Here is a 20,709-nt window from a genome sequence, read left to right on the forward strand (position 1 = left end):
AGGGATTTAAAAATAGAATCTTATCAAAGATCACAGCAATGACCATTATTCAATATATCAATAGGTTTGAATTCAACAGAAATATAAACAACCTAAAAATTAATATTAACTAAATGCACAACGGGTATTAGCTTATTAAGTTCTATTGGCCTTTTAACTCTGGTTTGGGGAATGTTAGGACAACTGATAGGTTTGGTAGAAATGTTTGATCAGGTCGAACAGATTGGAGATCTTTCTACTGGTATTTTTGCCGGAGGATTAAAAGTATCGGCACTTCCTCCCATCTTTGGTTTTTTTGTATTTATAATTTCAAGAGCTGCGATTATTGTATTTACCTGGATCGGTAAGGAAGCAGACCAAAAATAATTCCTAAAAAAATAATTTGTAAAATTCCTTTCAATTGAACCTGTATCAATTGTTAGGTGAACTTCTGAAGCGTAATGAAACTATGAATTCTAACTTTGTAGCTTCACTTTTTCAACATTAATTTTTACTAAGAAAATACAAATAAAATATGATGAAAAAAATAGTGCTAAAAATAATTTTTGGAATAGTAGCGACTATATTAATAATGATTATAGGCTTTTACTTTTTTCTATTTCTTAATCCTTTACATATTCATGAGGTAAATTTATTGAAATGGATTCCGATTTTGATAGGAGTAATTGGTATGTTTTTTAGCGGTACAATAAATAAAAAGACACCACCTAAATTTCTACCGTTTCTTTTTTTACCTTTTTTTATTTTTGATCTTTTTGGTTTTTTATATATCCCTTTTATTTTTATCCTTATCGTTATAGGCTCACTTACCTTAGCTATTACCAGAGATTCTATTAAAAAAGGATACAGATTTTTATCTGGTCTAGGAGTCTTGGGTGTTTTTTTCTATTTTTTGTTTTCCCAGCCTCTTATCGTATTAACTGAGAATTCAGATTATAATGATCATGGAGAATTAATAAACGCTAATACTCTTTGGGATTTTACGGAAAAGGGAAAGTTAATCCTTCCAGATCATACATTATATGATCAAAAAGATATTGAATTTAATTTAAAAAATATCAAAGAAAAAACATACTTGATTACGTTTTGGGCTACTTGGTGCCCACCATGTATGCATGAAAAACCAGAACTGGAAAAACTAAAAAAAGAACTAAGCAAAAATTCTAATATCGAGTTTATAGACATTTCATTTGATTCTGATATCCATAAGTGGAAACAGTTTGTAAATGATAAAAACCCAATAGGAATGCAGTTTATTTCTAAAAGAGTAAAAGAAACAAGAAGAGTATTGCAAATTAGTTCAATCCCGATGCATTTCATTGTAGGTGAAGATGGAGTATACAGCGCATATAGTTCATTTGAAATAGCAAAAAAAGAACTCAAAAGATTATCAGTTAAAAACTAAAATATTATGATAAAAAAGATATTAATTATAGCTTTTTTGATAAGCTATACCATAAATGCACAAAAGATTAATAAGGCAAAACTAGATAGTTTGTTTTCTGTGATTGATCATAAAAATAAAGGAATGGGAAGTGTTTCTGTTTTAGAGAACGGAATAGAAATCTATCAACATACTATGGGATATGCAGATCTTAAAAATAAAGTAAAGGCTAGTCATAATACCAAATATAGAATAGGTTCTATTACCAAAACATTTACAGCAACAATAATTATGCAATTGATCGAGGAAAAGAAGCTGAGTCTAGTAACTTTTCTTAGTGATTATTTTCCTAAAATTCCTAATGCTGATAAAATTACAATAAAACATCTTTTAAAACATCGCAGTGGTTTATATAATATAACTAACGATAAAGACTTTAGGAAATGGATGGTGGTTCCTAATACGAGACAACAAATGTTAGATCGAATTGAAAAAAAAGAAATTCAATTTAAACCCGATGAGAAAGGTAAATACTCTAATACAAATTATGTCTTATTGTCTTATATAGCCGAAGATATCGAAGGGAAAAGTTATGCCGAAATTCTTAAATCGAGGATAATTATTCCTTGTCATTTAAAGAATACATATTATGGAAGTAAAATAAATTCAAAGGAAAATGAAGCGTTGTCATATCACATGGATGAAGAGTGGGTGTTACAACCAGAAACAGATATGAGTGTGCCTATAGGTGCAGGAGCTATAGTTTCTACATCAAAAGATGTAGCCATTTTTTATCATAATTTGTTCTCTGATAAACTGGTGTCTAAAGAATCCTTACTTAAGATGAAAGATCTTGAAGATAGTTATGGAATGGGACTTGTTCAATTTCCTTATGACCATAAAGAAAACTTTGGTCATTCAGGAGGAATTGATGGCTTTCAATCTGTAGCGATTTATGTGCCAGAAGATAAACTGTCAATTAGTTATTTGTCTAATGGTGTAATATTAGGGTTTACTGAGATATTAGTTGGGGTCGCTAATATATATTATGACCTGGAATATAAACTTCCAGAATTTAAGCCTGCATTACATCTAAAAACCGAAGAACTTGATGCATATTTAGGGGTTTATAAAGGAGAAGAACCTCCATTTGAAATAACAATGACTAAAGAAGACGCTACACTAATCGTAAGTGCAAAAAATGGTCCGACATTTCCAGTAGAATCACATGAAAAAAACAAATTTCAATCAAATCGAGCAGGAGTACATATTGAATTTTTTCCAGAACAAAATAAGATGATCTTACAATTAGGCGGAAAAAAGGCAGAATTTAAAAGGAAGTAGGAGGAGATAATTCCTGATTCATCAAGATGAATCAGGAATTTTTCATTTTCTAATTTTTATGAGACCCATCACAATACGGTGGGTTTTTAGTTTCTTTGCAGGTGCATAAATAAGCTTCTTTAGCTTCATGGACACTAAAAATCGTTGGTGGAGTACCTCCTTCTTTTTTATGAGTACCATTACAAAAAGGCTGATCTGCACTATGTCCACAACTACACCATGCATAATTCTTATCTGCTTCTAATTGACAAGGGATAGGCGCATCACCACCTCGTATATTATTTTTCATAACTATGTTTTTATCTTTAAAAATATCAAATCCTACGTTAAGATTGGTTTTAAATAAGTGATAACAACCTTATTTATTTTGGATAAAAAAATAAATTATGATGATAATGAATAAAGCTTATTTGATCAATTTCACATTTGGAAAAGCAGCATGATAACCAAACCAAAACGCATTATGAGTAGGTAATCGTTGTAAAGTTTTACCGCTTTTAATATTTTTAATTTGATTTTCATCTAGTTCCCAAGTTTCACCATTACTGTCTTGGGCTAATGATGTTTTGTCATATGAAGTAAATTCAATCTCCTTGGTGAAATATACACGATGCGCGCCACTTTGATCTGTAAATACGGTGAAATTATTGTGATTTATTACACCTTTATAAATATGATTTTTCTTTAAAAAATTGGATGAAATGGCAATATTCTCTTCAGTTTTATCAGGGAGTCGTATGGCTAGAATTTCTTCCTTGTTTTTTAATCTGGTATCCTTTTCTTGCACTGTAAACATTAATTCATCGGTCGAAAAGTAATCTTTATAAGCAACTCCTTCATCATAATCTCTACGATGTCCTGTTTTTAACGATAAAACAGTAGTTTTTGGATGCCGTTTTTTCCATTCTCCCCAAGTTGTTGTGACCACACTAAGGTATTCTAATTCAATACCCTTGCCTACCAAAGGTCCTATAACAGGTTTTCCCCAAAGCGTATTCCAAAGCGATTGTGTTTTTTGATCGTACATTAATTTATTAGATCGATATAAAAAACCACTAGTACCCATTTGATAGCGAATTCCATCTTTTTCTGTTTTATATAAAATTACAGTTCCGCATAATGTACAATATACTCCGGCAACGGGAATATTTCCGACTTGATCGGTAAACATTTCATGCCAGGCTAAAATACGTTTTGGATATGCACGCGTATCTCCATTAATAGAAATGCCAAAAACAATATCCTTATCATCGAGATAAGTCGCATCTTTTGCATTGAGCATTTTGGGATTTCGAAGTGGCGGGATACCATCTTGTTTTACACCTCCCCAACGTACTTCATCTAATCGAATGGTAGATTGATGTTCGCGATCCAGGAAATATCTGTCAAAACGAGAATCTATAGCTTTATGTAGGATAGCTTTAAAGGTATAGTAAGCATCTGGATAAGACGATTGTTTACTCCATATGTATTCATACCATTTATCAAAATCGCGAGGATAATATTTTTTAGTTTTTTTCTGAAGAATGTTTAGAAGTTTAAGTGAAGTCGAGGGGCTTCTTAAAAAGTACATGGTTTCAACTGCCATGACTTCAAAACTTTCTTTCCAGTGATCTTCAATATATTTTAGTGCTTCTTTATGGACTTGAGTATTTCCAGAAGTAAAGAAATCCAGAAAATATTCATAGTCTTGTTTTTCTAAGGTATTATTAACCGTATTTTGAGCATTGGTCACACCAATATTGAAGATAAAAACCAAGGTAAATATAAATCGCATCATCCTAATTACTTTAGAAGTAAGTCGTATTAAGATGGTAATTTCTACACCGATAAAAGAATTTTAAGATTTTATTCTTTTACTAGATCCTTGCTTGATACGTATATAAATCAAAATACCTACCTTCTGAAGCGATGAGTTCATCATGAGTGCCACGTTCGGCAATTTTTCCTGATTCTATGACCAAAATCTGATCGGCTTTTTTAATGGTACTTAGTCTATGGGCAATCACAAAAGTGGTTCTACCTCTCATTAATTCACTAAGGCTTTTTTGAATCAATGCTTCACTTTCTGTATCTAGATTAGAAGTAGCTTCATCGAGAATGATAATTTTGGGATCTGCTAGTATTGCTCTTGCGATTGCAATTCGTTGTCGTTGTCCTCCAGATAATTTTACCCCACGTTCACCTATTAGCGTATCTAATCCTTCATCAAAACGATCTGTAAATTCATTAACGTATGCAGCTTTAACTGCTTGAAGTAATTGTTCTTCTGTAGCATCTGGTCGTGGAAATAAGATATTTTGTCGTATAGAACCCTCAAATAAGAATTCATCTTGTAAAACTACTCCAAGGTTCCTTCTGTAGCTATTTAGTTTGACTTTTGATAAATCGTGACCGTCGATAGTAATAAGACCCGATTTTGGATTTAGAAAAGTGGCTGATAGTCCAGCAATCGTAGACTTTCCTGATCCCGAACTACCTACCAAAGCAGTAACTGATCCTGAAGTAGCTTTAAAACTAATATTATGCAATACATCTTTTCCTTCCTCATAAGAAAAAGTAACATCATCAAAAATAATATTTCCATGTATATCAACTAATTCTACCGTTCGATCTTCTATTTCCTCTTCTGGAGTCATATTCATGAGCTCTTCGGTACGATCTAATCCGGCTAATGCTTCAGTCAACTGACTTCCTATATTGCTCATTTGTACTATTGGAGCAATCATAAAACCAAGTAATAATGTAAAAGAAAGAAAATCACCAACAGTAAGTTCATCAACCATAATTTTATAACCACCAATCCCCATAATTCCGGTAGAAGCAATACCTAATAGAAATGTAGACGAGCTAGTGATCAGCGCAGTAGTTGTTAAACTTTTTTTCACATTTTGAAATAAGCGATCAACTCCTTCTTCAAAAGTTCTATTTTCTTGCTCCTCTGCATTAAATCCTTTTATCACTCGAACTCCGGCAAGGGTTTCTGTTAGTCTGCCTTTAACTTCAGCATTAATAACTCCTCGTTTCCTAAAGATAGGTCTTATGTATTTAAAAGCTTTTAAGGCAACTACGCCAAATACAGATACTGGAACCAATACAAATAGAGTCATTGATGGACTAATTCGAATTAATAAAACTAATGAAATGATTGCTGTAATTGTACCTCCGACCAATTGTACTAATCCCGTGCCAATAAGGTTTCTAACGCCTTCTACATCACTCATGATACGAGATACTAGGGCTCCTGATTTGGTATTGTCAAAAAAGCTAATAGGTAGTGATAATACTTTTTTCTGTACTTGTGCTCGTAATTCTGATATTAAAAATTGAGCTTGCACACTAAGTATCCGAGTTAGAAGAAATGAAGTAATAGCCTGTATTAGAATTGAAATTCCTACTCCTGTTAATAATAACTTCAGCATTTCGTAATCTTTTTTAGCGATTACGTCATCCATGAGATATTTACTAGCTACAGGTAATACTAAACTAGCTAACCTGCTTATGACAATGAGAAGTAATCCAATAAAAACAAGATTTCTTCTTGGCCAAATAATGGTTTTAAATGCTTTTCCAATAGTTACTTTTGACTTTTTTTTGTCTTTAGAAGTAGCGGTGTTTTGAAATTCTCTCATGCTTGTTGTTCAGTTTGATTGAATCTTACGTTTTTTGACATAATACATCGTTAATATATAAATACCACCTGGAATTCCGACCCAAATCAATTCACTTAACAATACTTTAATGCCCCAAATGCTAAAAAAATTACTAGCTCCAATGGGAGAAACTTTAATGGGCCTCCACGGAAAAAAATAGCGTGTATCATCAAAAGGAGAAAAAAAAGCAATACCCAAACCTCCTGTAGTCATAGCATCCAAAATACCATGTGATGCTGTACAAACTGAAAAATAAGTAATTAATATTAAGCCAGTTTTAGTCATTAGCTTCTTACGATAAAAAATAGAGGTCATGGTTATTCCGAAAAATAAAGCAAAGACTAATGAATGAGAAAATCCTCGATGTCCCCAAAAATCTTCATATGCTATATTGAATTTAAAACCGATAACATCAGCATCGGGCATAATAGCGCAAAGGATTCCGAGGAACCAGAATTTCCAATTGATAACTTCTTTTGAAAAACTTTTACCAAAAGCAAAAGCAGTAAATCCGTGAGCAAAGATGGATGCCATAATTAGAGTAGTCTAAGTGTCTTTTAATGTTTATTCCGGTTTTGCTTTTTGTTTCTAACGTAAATTAGTTTAGATCTCCCCTTTGTAGTTTCACGTTGTTCTATTTCAAAACTTTTAATGGATTGAATTAGCGGAGTTAGTTTTTGAAAACCATAGTTTCTAGAGTCAAAGTTGGGTTGTTTCTTTTGTAAAAGACTTCCTACATCACCAAGAAAAGCCCAGCCATCATCGTCTGCCAAATCAGATATTGTATATGAAATTAATCTGATATCTTTTTGCGTTATTTTATCTACATTACTCTTAGATATAGGTTTACTATCTGTAGATTCAGATTCATTCTCTTCGGCTTCATGTTTTAGTATTTCAAGATAATTTATCACAAGCAACAATAAAAGGATTAGGGGTTTTCTTTTCTCCAATTCCAAAAACTTTCATTCCTGCTTCTCTAAGTCGAGTAGCTAAACGGGTAAAATCACTATCGCTGGATACCAGGCAAAACCCATTTACTTTTTCTGAATATAAAATATCCATAGCATCAATAATCATAGCAGAATCAGTTGCATTTTTTCCTTTGGTGTAACCATATTGTTGAATAGGAGTTATAGCATTTTCAAGAAGAATTTTCTTCCATTTGGTAAGATCCGGTTTGGTCCAATCGCCATAAATTCTTTTTATGGTGGGATTACCATATTTAGCTATCTCTTCCATCATTTCTTTGATATAGGTAGATGGTATATTATCACCGTCGATTAGTACTGCAAGATTTAAATCCATATAAAATGATTAAGGTATACTATCAGGATAATGTATAAAATAGCGGGATAGTATTGACTTTAAACGCTATCTTTTTTTCTTCTTATTCTTTAAATTATAGGTTTTATCACCTTTTGTCTTAGGTTTTTTGTATTTCTTTTTAATTTCACGTTGATATGATCCTCCCAGGTTTACTTTTCTATTTTTTTCTTTTTTCTCGTGAAAAGCTGGTCCAACTTCATCATTAGGACGTTTATGAGGATTATTAATCTCTTTTACAACAGGTTGTTCTTCAGGAGTAAGTTGATCAGAAATTTCTACGCCTACTGGCATATCCAGTTGCTCGATTTTCATTTCCATTAAATTCTCGATACGGTCAAGATGTTCTTGTTCTTTTTCGGTAGTAAGCACAAAAGAAACTCCTTCTTTTTCTGCACGACCTGTTCTACCAATACGATGCATGTAATTTTCAGGATATTCTGGAGTGTCAAGGTTGATTACCTGACTTACATTTTCTATATCCAAACCTCTAGCCATAACATCTGTAGCAATTAGAATACGATTTTCTCCTTGTCTAAATTGCTCAATACTACGTAGTCTATAATTCTGAGTTTTGTTAGAATGAATAATGCAAATTTCATCGGCATATTGTTTTTCTAACTGTTCGAATAGTCGATCTGCTATTTTTTTAAAACCGACAAAAATTAAGGTTTTATGAAACGTTTCTTTATCTGAAAGTAAATGTTCTAGTAAATTAACCTTAGTATAAAAGTTTGGAACCTTATATCCAAACTGTTTAATGTTTTCTAAAGGAGTTCCACTTTTTGCAACAGATATTTTTTGAGGTTTGACAAATGTTTCTGAAATCATTTTATCTACTTCATCGGTCATAGTAGCAGAAAACATAATATTTTGTCGTTGCCGAGGAAGGATATCAAAAATATTCATCAATTGATGCCTAAAACCAAGGTCTAACATTACATCAACTTCATCGATTACTATTTTTTGAATAGATTTTAATTGTAACACTCTACTCACAGCTAGATCATATAAGCGTCCCGGAGTAGCTACAATGATATCTAATCCTTGAGAAACAGCTTGTTTTTGAGTATTTATATTTGTCCCTCCATATACTCCTGTAATTCTTACATTGATATATGTGGATAGTTTTTCAATTTCATCAACTACCTGAACTACTAATTCTCTTGTAGGAACCAACACTAATACTCTTGGGTTTTGTTGTACAGAATACTTTAGCATTCTTAAAATAGGAAGCATATAAGCATATGTTTTTCCTGTACCTGTTTGTGCAATACCTACTACATCTTTTCCAGACATTACTACAGAAAAAGCTTGCTCTTGGATAGGAGTGGGGGTCTCAAACCCTAAATCGTCAAGGGCATTAAGAAGTTGCGTGCTTAAATTTAAATCTTGAAAAGTCAATTGATTTGTTTTTTGATGATACAAAGGTAGCCTTATTTTGTGACTGTTTTGATTTTAGTTACTTTTGGTTTCTTAAGATATAGCAATGAAAAACATTATCGCCTTTGCAGGTTCTAATAGCAGTACTTCTATCAATCATAAACTTGTAGAATTTGTAGCATCAAAAATAGAAGGACATAAGGTTAAAATTGTCAATTTAACAAATTATAATATGCCAATGTATAGTGAAGATGAGGAAAGAAATAATAGTTTTCCCGGGATGGCAATGGGACTTAGACAGGAAATATCTGATACAGATGCATTGATAATTTCAGTAAATGAACATAATGGTAGTTGGGGAGCCTTTTTTAAAAATATAATAGATTGGTTATCCCGTTTGGACCGTAATTTTTTAGAAGGCAAAAAAATTCTTTTAATGAGTACTTCTCCTGGAAAAAGAGGAGGAGTAAGTTCTTTAGAATATGCCAAAAATGTATTTCCAAGATTTGGAGCAGAAATTATAGAAAGCTTTAGTTTTCCTTCTTTTTATGATAATTTTTCGGTAGAGTCCAATACCGTAACAGATGAGACACTTTTATTGGGATTAAATCAGGTTATAAGTACTTTTGCACATCAAATTTAATGAGTAGGTGCGAAGTATCAAAAAATATACATTAGAAAACCCATCAGAATTTAAACTCAAACTCTTACAATGGGCACAACAGTTTGATGAAATCACCTGGATGGACTCTAATGATTTTACTCAACAATATTCTAGTTTTGATGGTATTTTGGCTGTTGAGGCTTTTACCGCAATTAAGACAGATTATCATAATGGATTTGATAGCTTAAAAGAATATCAAGAACAATCGGGAGATTGGATTTTTGGATATCTCTCCTATGAGCTTAAAAATGATACAGAAGAACTTGTTTCTAGAAATAAAGACGAATTAGAATTTCCAGATTTATATTTCTTTCAACCCAAAAAATTATTTTTTTTTATTGGAGATGTATTAGAAATGCATTACTTAAGAATGGTTGATGATGAAATTGAAGAGGATTTTAAAACCATTTCTACCACTTTATTGACAACACAAAATAAAGCTGAAGAATCTCCTTGTGGTAAGATTAAGATAAGTCTTAGGATAACCAAAGATATATATAAAGAAAAAGTCAATGCTATGTTGACTCATATTTATAGAGGGGATATTTATGAAGCCAATTTTTGTCAGGAGTTTTTTGCAAAAGAGAGTTGTATTAATCCTTTGCAGACTTATCATCACCTTAACGCTATTTCACGACCTCCTTTTGCTACATTTTTAAAAATAGATAAACACTATTTATTGTCAGCTTCTCCCGAACGCTATTTGCGTAAAGAAGGACAGAAAATTATTTCTCAACCGATTAAAGGGACTGCAAAAAGATCTAAGAATAGAGTAGAAGATGAAAAATTAGTATCAGCTTTAAAAAATGATCCAAAAGAACTTTCTGAAAATGTAATGATAGTAGATTTGGTTCGTAATGATTTATCAAGAACCGCTGTAAAAGGTTCTGTTACTGTTGAAGAACTTTGTAAAGTATATTCATTTAATCAAGTCCATCAGATGATATCTACTGTAGTTTCAAAAATAGATGAAACCACTTCACCTGTAGATATTATTAAAACTACATTCCCTATGGGAAGTATGACCGGAGCGCCTAAAATTTCAGCAATGCAGATTATTGAAGATTTAGAAGAATCTAAACGAGGCTTGTATAGTGGAGCCGTTGGATATTTTACTCCCACGGGAGATTTTGATTTTAATGTAGTGATTAGAAGTATACTCTATAATGAAGAAAAAAAATATATCTCATATACCGTAGGTGGCGCAATAACAGCAGAATCAGATCCAGATAAAGAATACGAGGAGTGTTTACTAAAAGCTAAAGCAATGCGTGAAGTTCTAGAAACTTCATAGTTTAAACTAAATATGTAAAAAAGCTGTCTTAGAAGACAGCTTTTTTATAATTTTCAAGGATCTAAGCAAACATCAGAAGGCTCTTCCTTAGGAATACAAAATCCACAGGAAACATGATGTCCAGGAGAACAAGGGTCTTCGGTGCCTCCGTTAATTTTACTTTGCTCTGATTTCTTTAGTACCCTAATATTTACAGGGTTTAGAAAGTGATTTAACATAATGATTAGGTTTTAAGATTAAAAGTAATTGGATGATGTTAATTACATTCTGATTTAAACATTTTTAAGGTACTATTTTTTTTAGATTATTTACCATTCATTTTTGATAGTTTTACTATGTATTAGGCTAACTAATATATAGTATCAATGTTAAGCTGTACACTCTTGTTTAGATACCTTTTTTTTAATTGTACTTCATATAAAATTTTAAGGAGTTTATTTCTGTGATAAGAAACAGAATATATATTGCCAGTTACTGTCCATCCTCTATGTTTGTTATAAATAAATTGTATCACATGTTTTGGTAAAGCTATATTTTTGAACTCTTCTTCTGCAGCTATTAGTTTTCCATTTTTGTCATAAGTTACAGCGATTTGCCCTTTGTCGGATTTAAAAGTAGCATTAAATGATTTTTTAGGTTTATCATATTTAGATACTTGTTGTATACCCCATTGTGAAGCTAAGTTTTCAAAATGTTTTGCATGATTGGGCGTATTTCTGTTTTGGACTTCTTTGATAAAATGTGGGATTACATTCTTATTTGATCTAACTTTATATGTTGTGTTTTCTAACTCAGCATTTAGATTTTGAGCATAACTTATAGTCGTTATACTTATTGTTATTAAAAGATGTATGATTAATGTTTTCATGTTTTTTGATTTAATAAATTAATGTGTTACAAATCAATAGCAAATGAGAATGATGGTAAAATCAAATTGATTACAGGTCGTTTATACTTGATTAAACAACTATTTTGCTCTATTAATTCCCTATCATGTCCAATTCATATTAAATAGACATCTTATCAATAAAAGTTAGCATCTTGTCAATAAAACTAAACTGTTGATAATGAGTGATGGAATGTTTTTATTAAAATATTGTAAGTTTGATTTTCATTGGTTTAAAAAACAGAAAGCTGTTGAATGCGATAAAGTCTATATATGATTGGGTAATTAAATACAAGATTTACCATCTTGTATTTTGGTTTGCATATCATTTTACCTGGTGGATAGTTTTTAAAGGAGGTTTTATTAAAGTTTTTGATCAAATTAGTCAACCTTCAGTTTTTATTTGGTTTTTCTCTTTTGTGATTTTTCAAGCTATAGGAGTATATTTTTGTTTATATTTTCTCATTCCCAAGTATTTAGAGAAATCAAAATATTTGAAGTATATCGTACTGGTTATCATTACTATTATAACAATGGCTATACTTATTCTTACCCCAAATATCATGGGTTATTATTTTTTTCCTGAACTACAAATTTCTTTGTCAGGATTATACAAGATTTTTCTGCAGAATACACTCCCTTCTTCCATAGGTTCAATGACGCTTGGTATGAGTATCAAACTGTCTAAAAATTGGCTGTCATCACAAAAACAACAACGAGTATTGGAAAAAGAGAAATTAGAAACTGAACTAAAGTTTTTGAAATCACAATTTAATCCACATTTTCTGTTTAATACAATCAATTCTATTTTTGTGCTAATTAATAAGAATACAGTTATGGCAACTGAGTCGTTAGCTAAATTTTCGGATCTACTACGGTATCAATTATATGAATGTAATGAACATCAAATTTTGTTGGATAAAGAATTATCCTATTTAAGAAGTTTTATAGAATTAGAAGAACTAAGGCAGAATGATAACTTTGTGATTACGGCAGACCTACCAAACTCGTCATCAGGAAATCTTGCCGTAGCTCCATTTTTACTAATGCCTTTCATAGAAAATGCTTTCAAACATATATCTCAACATAACAATAAACCTAACCGTATAGAGATCAAGGTACGTTTGGTGGATAATCAATTTATGTTTAAAATATCGAATACAGTAGCACAAAATGAAAAAATCTCGAGAGACGCAGTTACCTATGGCGGACTTGGTTTAAAAAATGTAAAGCGAAGATTAGAGTTACTATACCCTAATAATTATACATTAGAACTAAATCAGGAGAACGACAAATATATTGTTGTACTAAAATTAAATCTAGAAGAGCATATCTCTCCTCAATTAAAACCATACCAGTTATGATAAAATGTGTCGTTATTGATGATGAACCTTTGGCAAGAGAATGTATTAATAATTATATAGCTGAAATAGGTTTTTTGGAACAAGTAGGTGAGGGGAATAGTCCTGTTGAATTAACCAATATACTGAATCAGAAAAAAGTAGATCTTATTTTTTTAGACATTCAGATGCCTGTGATTAATGGAATAGATTTTCTGAAAATAACGTCAAATCTTCCTATGGTTATTCTAACTACTGCGTATCCTAGTTATGCCTTAGAAGGTTTTGATCTGGATGTATTGGATTATTTATTAAAACCTGTTACATTAAAACGTTTTATAAAAGCAGCAAATAAAGCTAACGATTTTTTTCAATTACAAAATACATCAGGTCAATTGGTTTCTGATAAGTACACAGAAGACTATTTTTTTATAAAGTGTGATCATAAATTTGAAAAAATTTATTTTAGAGATATACTTTTTGTTCAAGCGCTACAGAATTATGTAAGTATTCATACATATGATAGAAAATACATATCCTTATTACCACTAAAAAGTGTTGAGGAAAAATTAAAAGATAAGAATTTCATAAGAACTCATAAATCCTATATTGTATCTATTCCTAAAATCGATTCTATCGAAAGTCATGAGGTTTTGATTGGTTCTGATAGTATTCCTATTAGTCGAAATTATCGTAAAGAAGTTAAAGAAAAAGTACTATCAGATAAACTATGGAAAAATGATACAAACAACTATTAAAAGAAATAAGAATTACTTTTACATCAATACTATAACGCCTAATTTACAGCAGGACAATAACAAGCATAGCGTTTCTTTCTGCATGAAAAATCAATTCCTAAAGTGATTTGATGAAATCCTCCGTTATTAAATACTACTGGGTTTGATTGATATGAATAGGTATAAGCAAATACATATTTTCCATAATTTACGCCAATAAATGGAGTAATATAATTTAGAGTTTGAGTTTTTAACTCGGTACCATCTGCAAAATCTATTTTGTCCAGACTGGTTCTGTATGATAATCCTCCCCAAATTTTTCCAACGCTTACATTGCGATAAAATTTAAGATTTAAATCGATATTAGATTGCTTAACACCATCTCTGTATGAGTATAATATGGATGGTTCAAACGACCAGTTTTTATTACCTCTTTCAAAAACATACCCGACAGATATTAATAGATTTCTAAGATTAGGTGTAGCTTGAAAATCAGAATTAACTCCGGAGTTTTCCAATACATTTTTCATGGTCACATGTGTATAGAAATTGTATAGATTATATGATAATCCAAAATCGATATTAAACTCTGCAGAACTTAAAGACCCTGCGGATATTAAGGGGTCTCCGTTTGAAATAAAACTACTTTGATCAAGTCTATATTGAATAACTCCAGCGCTTAATCCAAACGATAACATGTTTAGGTCCAATTCACTCCTCGAAAACATTAAATGATGCGCATAGGTAAGAAAACCTCCTGTTTGTGAAAAAAAACCATTTTCATCGTTGTATACGGTAGCACCAATTGCAGACTGATCTGTTAGTCTTCCATTAAAAGCAGCCGTAAAAAGCCCTGGGGTATCCTTTTCTCCTACCCAATTTCTTCTACCGGTTAATCGTATTTGTGAACATTGTGAAGCACCAGCCATTGATGGATGTATAAGATAATAGTTATCGGTAAGATAATCCGAGTATATTGGTAATCCTTCCTGAGCGATGCCAATTTTTGTACATAACATCAATATTCCGAGAAGGGAAATGCTAATGAGTTTCATATGATTTGTATTGATATAAAAAATGAGATCACGGCTATCGCTTTAAAGTAAAATGACTACGATAAGTTTCTGAACCATCTTTAAATTGAGCGGCAAACCAATAATCTGTTGAAGGTAAAGTTCGCCCATTATAAATACCATCCCATCCAGGTCCATTGGGATTAAGTTGACTTAAAAGCTTACCATATCTATCGAATATATAAATTATCATTTCTGGTAAATTTTCGTCAGCAATTACATTCCAGGTATCATTAATGCCATCGTTATTAGGAGTGAAAAAGTTAGGGAAACCCATGACGAAAATTTCTTTAGATAGGTTTCCACAACCATAAATATCTCTAACCGTGACTTCATGTAATCCCAAGGCAACATTCCTAAAAATATTTTCAGTTTGAAAAGATCCATTATCCAGACTAAATTCATATTCACTATTACCAGCTACTGTGGCAATAATATCATTATGATCTGCAAAAGTTCCTAACGATAAAGAAAGATCTAACCTTTGCGGACCTTCTATAGCATTTATGGTGACGCTTGAAGTATCTGAGCACATTGAAACCTTATCAGTATATTGTACTGTATAAGTACCTGGTAACAAGGTTTCAATACCAGAAGAATTTTGTCCGGGAATTACTGTGCCCTCAAAACTCCATATAAATGTAAAATCTGTAGTATTTAAAAAAGTATCAATAAAGGGAAAATCATTAGTAGGTAAAGGTACTCCATCTTCAGAAACACATATCGCACTGTCACTAGATAATGTTATCTCAGGAGCAGTTACAATATCAAAAAATACAGGTATTCGATCACTTGGGCATTTTTCGTTGTTATCAAAAGCTTCTACAGAATAGGTATAGGTCCCGATAGCAGTTTCTATTGGAGTATACGTAGTAGTATTTGCAACTAAAAGAGTGCCGTCTTGAGTATACCAATTTGCTGTTTGATCTGTCAAAACTGTTACAGACAATACAGGATTAGTATCACCAGCACAAATTCGTTGATGAATAGGGTTAGTGGGTTCTGTAATATCAGGACAGGTGCAATCAGGAGCAATGATATTTAAAGTATCTTCACAAGTAGTATTAGCTGGGTTTGTGGCAGTAATTATGATATTGGTATCACTAGCAATACCTGTAATCATAGAATTTGTAACATCTATGATACCGGCATTAGGTGGATCAATGGTTATAGACCATGTTTCGTTAGAAGTAAATGATACACTATAACTATTGCGATCATCAGAACAAGTAGTTTTATCAAAAGAAATACTTGGTGTTGTTTCAATCACCACGGTGATTTTAGCAATATCTGGTATTGTACATTTTCCAGTAGAAACAGTATAGGTATAATCTCCAGATAGGGTAGTTGTTGCTGACGGGTCTATTATTCCTTGATCGGTTGTTCCGAAAGGATTTCCATTTGGATCTGTCCATGATCCACCGATGTTTGGCGAACCACCTAAACTATCAAATAAATTCATAGTTGTATCAGTAGAACAAAAAGAAACCTTATTATCTTCACCTGCATTAGCTGCAGGATTAATAGTTACGGTTATCGTTGCTGTATTATTACACGCTATTGTTCCTGTGGTATAAGTATATGTTCCGGCAGCATCGCTAGCCGGGTTAAACTCTCCTTTATCATTAGTTCCAAAAGTTGCTCCCCCAGGCCCTGTCCATGTTCCTCCTGTTGTTGGAGCCCCCCGAAGGCTATCAAACAAATTAATAGCAGAAGCATTGGTACAGATTTCTAACGATGAGTTAGTTCCTGGGTTTGGAGCAATTTCTATGGTTACTGTAACTATAGCAGTGTCCTGAATAGGACAAGTCGTTGCAGAAACGGTATAAATATAATCACCCGATAATGTAGTTGTAAGTGATGGATCCAACACTCCTTGATCGGTTGTTCCGAAAGGATTTCCATTAGGGTCAATCCATGATCCTCCTGTGTCTGGAGTACCTTCAAGACTATCAAATAAATTGATGCTACTTTGTGTAGAACAGAATGATACTTTATTATCTAGTCCTGCGTTAGCTCCAGGGTTTATAGTAACCTCTACGTTAGCACTACTACTACAACCTGTTGTTCCTATAGTATATACATAAGTACCTTGTAGTGTGCCAGTAGCAGAGGGGTTAAGTACTCCTTGATCAGTGGTTCCAAAAGGATTTCCGTTTGGATCTGTCCATGATCCTCCAGTATCTGGCGTACCTCCTAAGCTATCAAACAAATTAATAGGTGTTGTGACCAATACGCATGTATTCAATGTTCCATTTGTTCCTGGATCTGATGTACTTATAATAGATACTTTAACTTCTCCTTTTCTGGATGGACACAACCCAATTGTTGGAAGTGTATATGTATATGTTCCTGCTACATTGGTAGTTGCATTAAATGTTCCTGATTCACCTCCTGTTAAAACACTAGGTCCTGACCAAGTTCCACCCGGAATTGCAGCATCCACCAGACTATCAAATAGATTAATAGTTGGTATTCCGCTTGCACATCCGCCAGCGGTTTTCTTTTCATCTACTTTTTTAAATTCTTCTCTAAAATCAACATCTCCCCCAATGTTATGATTGTTTGGTAAGTCGGTAGGTAATTCACCATTATCTGTGGGGTTTGTAATAGCTGTGAGTGCATCTAATATTACAATGTCAAAGGCATTATCCATACCATCATTGTCAGTATCTGTTCCAATAGCGGTGATGTCAGAAATACCATCTAGGTTAAGATCATATGCTTCTACAGTATCATTTAAGCAATCATCATCAGAATTTAGGTCTAAATAATCGGGTAAAGTATCTGTATCCGTATTTACAGGAGTAATTGAACCAACACCTTCATATGCATCATCAACTCCATTTTTATTCAGATCATTTCCACTTGGGGCTATATAAGTTAATGTAGCTTGTCCTTCAATATTATCCTGTATACCATCATTATCAGCATCGATATCTAAATAATCAGGGAGTCCATCTCCATCACTACTTATTGGAGTTAACCCTCCAGATGCTGCTATAGGAACACCATTTACATCAACTCCAACATCAGCGATTCCATCTCCATCTGTATCGCGAATTCCATCGACAATTCCATCACCGTTGGTATCTAAATCAGAACGACCAGCTTCGATAATATCAAAAATACCGTCATTATCACAATCAAGATCTAGAAAGTTTGGGACTTCATCTCTGTCAGAATCACATTCTAAAGGAGCAAAACGAATATTGTCAATTCCGATATCATTTCCATTACTCCCTTGCAACTGTTGATTTCGTATACGTAATGTCAATAAGGTATTTGTAGGAACCGTAATATCGTCTAATAATGTTCTCCAAATATCATCATTGGCAACTCCCAGAGCTGCAGAAGTAGTAGAAAGTATTGTATTTCCTGTTGTTTGATCTATGATTTCCAGGTCTAATGCTGGAACATCTGCGCACCCTCTATCACATAGTCCAACCATGTCAATTCTAAAATTGTATTGTATTCCGGCAGAAATAGGAATGTCTTTTAGCTCATATAATACTTTATTTCCGAAGTTTGAAGCAATATTGACCGCTAAAAATCGACCATTAACGTCTCCGTTTCCATCAGAATGTGGTACTGGATTTGTATCTGTCGTTATAAACCATACATCAAAATTGGCAGAATTAAACATGTATAAAGAATTTGCTACATTATAGAATCCATCATCCGGCCAATTAGGATTATGTTGGTGTCCTTGTATATTAGGATCTGTAGTAGGAGTATTGCCTGTTCCAAAATCTATATCTACGACAGGACTCGATTCAGTTAAAGTAGCAGAAGTACAAGCAGAGTTTTCTACGGAATCTAGGATTCCGTCATTATCATCATCTAAATCATCTTTGTTGTTAACTCCATCATTATCAAAATCATCATTAAAACACTCTTTTACTACTACACGAGATTCGCTATCAGAACAGGGAGCTGTTGCCGATATCATATATCGATATATCCCTGGAGTATCAGTACCAATGGTAAAAGTACCTCTATCTCCATTGGCCAATGGAGGATCCCAAGTTCCTCCTCTGTCAGGGTTTCCTTGAAGTAATGTAAACAAATCAATATCTCCTGTTTTATTACATAAAAGGAGGTTACCTTCTGTACCTGGGTTTGCAGGCTGTTGCACTATAATGTCAATGGTCTGTGATAGGTTTCCTCCTGTTCCGCCAAAAGCTTCAACTCTTATGGTGCTATTTGTGAGAAGTCTATCTACACCAGTAAAAAGATGAAATGTTCCGGCATTGCCATTTACACTTTTAATAAATTGACCAGTAGTTACATTTGTCCAATTATATCCACTGGCTCCATTTGGAGGAGTTATATTTACATCAACCTGAATAATATCTCCTCTACAAATGGTATTTGAAGGCGCATTTGAGGTTAATGTCATTGTTTGTGCGAATAAGCCCTTTGATATAGTCAAAAGAATGACTACAATCAAATATGTCTTTTTGTTCACGGTGAGTTGGGTTTGTGTTAGGTTTTATTCTTTCTATAATTTTGAATGGATTTGATTAGTTAAGTCTTTTTAATTGCCATTCTATTATAAAAACAACTCAACAAATGAATATCCTTTTAAAAACATTATTTTTCTTTTTAGTTTAAAACAGATAGATAAGTCTTACCGTAATTAAGATTTTGAAAAAATAAAGTTTTGTTTCTAAGTGTTTTTTGGATAAAAAAGGAGAGGAATCCAGGGCTTTGTATGGAGAATTTTAAAACAATAAACCTTGTATTAAATAAAGTCTACTATAGTCAATAGACCTTATCTTAACCACAGGCTTAAAATGAGATATAAAGTGATTTGATATAATAGATCAATATCAATTATAGAAGGGTGTTTCCTATATGTGAAATCTCATAATCATATTAGATTACGTCTAAAACTTTTTCTAACATCAATAATAGTTTCTTTAACTTCTTTTGCCGTAATACCTTTAATAATAGCTATTTCTTCAAAATTTAATCTACCAAAGACAAAAAGATCAATTATTTTAGAGGCTTCCATTGGTAACCAACTATAGAACTTACCAAGTAGTTTTTGTTTTCTGAAATCTGATGAGGGCTCTGAATTTATAACCTTAAGAATAGCAGAATCTTTATCATTATAAATAAAGTTTTGTTTATCTTCTGTATTTTGATGATAACAAATATCATCTAATTCTTCTTTCATGACCAATTCATTATCTGCTTCTGCAGTAAAGTTTTCTTCTAGTTTTTCTAATTCTTCTTTTAAGAAATGACTTGTGCTAATATTTCTTTGATGCCAGCCTTCTCGTATGTGTAATTCGTCGATAAGTTCGTCTGCTATTTTAAAAAGTTTTAGTTCTAGAGATAATGTATTTATCTCAAAGTCAATTTCATCATGATGTAGTTTTACAATAGCGTCGTCAATAATACCATTGGAACAATACATATTTTGTGGGAGGATACCGACGCTTTCGGCAATATATAATCTATGTTTTACATAGGGATGTAAGTGAGGAACAATTGATAATAACTTCTTGCTGAATTCTCTTTGATCATCAGCCTCATTAAATTTTGATAATTCATGCGTCCTATTCATTGGTAAATGATTTAAGAGTTGTTTCCTAAAAATAACGAAAACAAATC

At 32.5% G+C, this 20,709-nt stretch carries 17 protein-coding genes and 2 pseudogenes; 8 read left to right on the forward strand and 11 right to left on the reverse strand.

Translation table 11 applies throughout. The annotated features are described in order from the left end of the window. The 4 genes and pseudogenes from FOF46_RS32565 to FOF46_RS16615 all read left to right on the forward strand — a co-directional run. Positions 1–113, forward strand: a pseudogene (locus FOF46_RS32565) (IS982 family transposase); the annotation flags it as partial. After that, positions 103–366 carry a MotA/TolQ/ExbB proton channel family protein gene (locus FOF46_RS16605; protein ID WP_143917232.1) on the forward strand — a complete coding sequence of 88 codons (264 nt, stop codon included), beginning with the start codon at positions 103–105 and terminating at the stop codon, positions 364–366. The pseudogene FOF46_RS32565 and the gene FOF46_RS16605, both read left to right, overlap by 11 nt. Positions 367–517: 151 nt before the next feature. Continuing rightward, positions 518–1,405, forward strand: coding sequence for a TlpA family protein disulfide reductase (locus FOF46_RS16610; protein ID WP_167571866.1), 888 nt, complete (start codon positions 518–520; stop codon positions 1,403–1,405). Between the two features lie 6 nt (positions 1,406–1,411). Further along, entirely contained in the window at positions 1,412–2,728 is a 1,317-nt protein-coding gene (locus FOF46_RS16615) for a serine hydrolase domain-containing protein (protein WP_143917234.1), read from the forward strand. Between the two features lie 49 nt (positions 2,729–2,777). Here FOF46_RS16615 and FOF46_RS16620 read toward each other — a convergent pair whose 3' ends face one another. The 6 genes and pseudogenes from FOF46_RS16620 to FOF46_RS16645 all read right to left on the reverse strand — a co-directional run bounded on the left by FOF46_RS16620 (position 2,778) and on the right by FOF46_RS16645 (position 9,111). Beyond that, complete coding sequence (locus FOF46_RS16620) at positions 2,778–3,017, reverse strand: CDGSH iron-sulfur domain-containing protein (RefSeq protein ID WP_109439133.1); 240 nt, start codon at positions 3,015–3,017, stop codon at positions 2,778–2,780. 117 nt (positions 3,018–3,134) lie between these two features. Next, positions 3,135–4,508, reverse strand: coding sequence for a DUF3179 domain-containing protein (locus tag FOF46_RS16625; RefSeq protein ID WP_143917235.1), 1,374 nt, complete (start codon positions 4,506–4,508; stop codon positions 3,135–3,137). 79 nt (positions 4,509–4,587) lie between these two features. Continuing rightward, positions 4,588–6,360: an ABC transporter ATP-binding protein gene (locus FOF46_RS16630; protein WP_143917236.1), complete on the reverse strand. Its 1,773-nt coding sequence runs from the start codon at positions 6,358–6,360 to the stop codon at positions 4,588–4,590. A gap of 9 nt (positions 6,361–6,369) precedes the next feature. Further along, entirely contained in the window at positions 6,370–6,915 is a 546-nt protein-coding gene (locus tag FOF46_RS16635; protein WP_143917237.1) for a metal-dependent hydrolase, read from the reverse strand. 23 nt (positions 6,916–6,938) lie between these two features. Further along, positions 6,939–7,689 (reverse strand): annotated as a pseudogene (locus FOF46_RS16640) (NYN domain-containing protein). 66 nt (positions 7,690–7,755) lie between these two features. Further along, positions 7,756–9,111 (reverse strand): DEAD/DEAH box helicase, encoded by a 1,356-nt coding sequence (locus FOF46_RS16645; RefSeq protein ID WP_143917238.1) that lies wholly within the window; start codon positions 9,109–9,111, stop codon positions 7,756–7,758. A gap of 85 nt (positions 9,112–9,196) precedes the next feature. On the opposite strand from FOF46_RS16645, the gene FOF46_RS16650 reads away from it, so the two are divergent. Both FOF46_RS16650 and pabB read left to right on the forward strand, forming a co-directional pair. Then, positions 9,197–9,733 carry an NADPH-dependent FMN reductase gene (locus FOF46_RS16650; RefSeq protein WP_109439119.1) on the forward strand — a complete coding sequence of 179 codons (537 nt, stop codon included), beginning with the start codon at positions 9,197–9,199 and terminating at the stop codon, positions 9,731–9,733. 7 nt (positions 9,734–9,740) lie between these two features. Further along, positions 9,741–11,048, forward strand: coding sequence for an aminodeoxychorismate synthase component I (gene pabB / locus FOF46_RS16655; protein ID WP_244299639.1), 1,308 nt, complete (start codon positions 9,741–9,743; stop codon positions 11,046–11,048). Positions 11,049–11,101: 53 nt separating this feature from the next. On the opposite strand, the gene FOF46_RS31615 is transcribed toward pabB, so the two are convergent. Then, positions 11,102–11,266, reverse strand: a complete 165-nt coding sequence (locus tag FOF46_RS31615) for a hypothetical protein (protein ID WP_167571867.1) — start codon at positions 11,264–11,266, stop codon at positions 11,102–11,104. Positions 11,267–11,397: 131 nt separating this feature from the next. Continuing rightward, on the reverse strand, positions 11,398–11,916 hold the full coding sequence (locus tag FOF46_RS16660) for a hypothetical protein (RefSeq protein ID WP_143917239.1): 519 nt from the start codon (positions 11,914–11,916) through the stop codon (positions 11,398–11,400). Between the two features lie 269 nt (positions 11,917–12,185). Between FOF46_RS16660 and FOF46_RS16665 the strand changes: the two genes are divergently transcribed. After that, positions 12,186–13,298: a sensor histidine kinase gene (locus FOF46_RS16665; RefSeq protein ID WP_200825181.1), complete on the forward strand. Its 1,113-nt coding sequence runs from the start codon at positions 12,186–12,188 to the stop codon at positions 13,296–13,298. Then, complete coding sequence (locus FOF46_RS16670; protein WP_109439117.1) at positions 13,295–14,032, forward strand: LytR/AlgR family response regulator transcription factor; 738 nt, start codon at positions 13,295–13,297, stop codon at positions 14,030–14,032. Before FOF46_RS16665 ends, FOF46_RS16670 begins: the two co-directional genes overlap by 4 nt. Positions 14,033–14,070: 38 nt before the next feature. Here FOF46_RS16670 and FOF46_RS16675 read toward each other — a convergent pair whose 3' ends face one another. The 3 genes from FOF46_RS16675 to FOF46_RS16685 form a co-directional block, all read right to left on the reverse strand. Then, complete coding sequence (locus FOF46_RS16675) at positions 14,071–15,066, reverse strand: PorP/SprF family type IX secretion system membrane protein (protein ID WP_143917240.1); 996 nt, start codon at positions 15,064–15,066, stop codon at positions 14,071–14,073. A gap of 34 nt (positions 15,067–15,100) precedes the next feature. Further along, positions 15,101–19,555 (reverse strand): T9SS type B sorting domain-containing protein, encoded by a 4,455-nt coding sequence (locus tag FOF46_RS16680; protein ID WP_143917241.1) that lies wholly within the window; start codon positions 19,553–19,555, stop codon positions 15,101–15,103. A gap of 405 nt (positions 19,556–19,960) precedes the next feature. After that, complete coding sequence (locus FOF46_RS16685; RefSeq protein ID WP_109439114.1) at positions 19,961–20,662, reverse strand: hypothetical protein; 702 nt, start codon at positions 20,660–20,662, stop codon at positions 19,961–19,963. Positions 20,663–20,709: the final 47 nt, after the last annotated feature.

Source organism: Aquimarina algiphila (assembly GCF_007489275.1).
Taxonomy (GTDB): Bacteria; Bacteroidota; Bacteroidia; order Flavobacteriales; family Flavobacteriaceae; genus Aquimarina; species Aquimarina algiphila.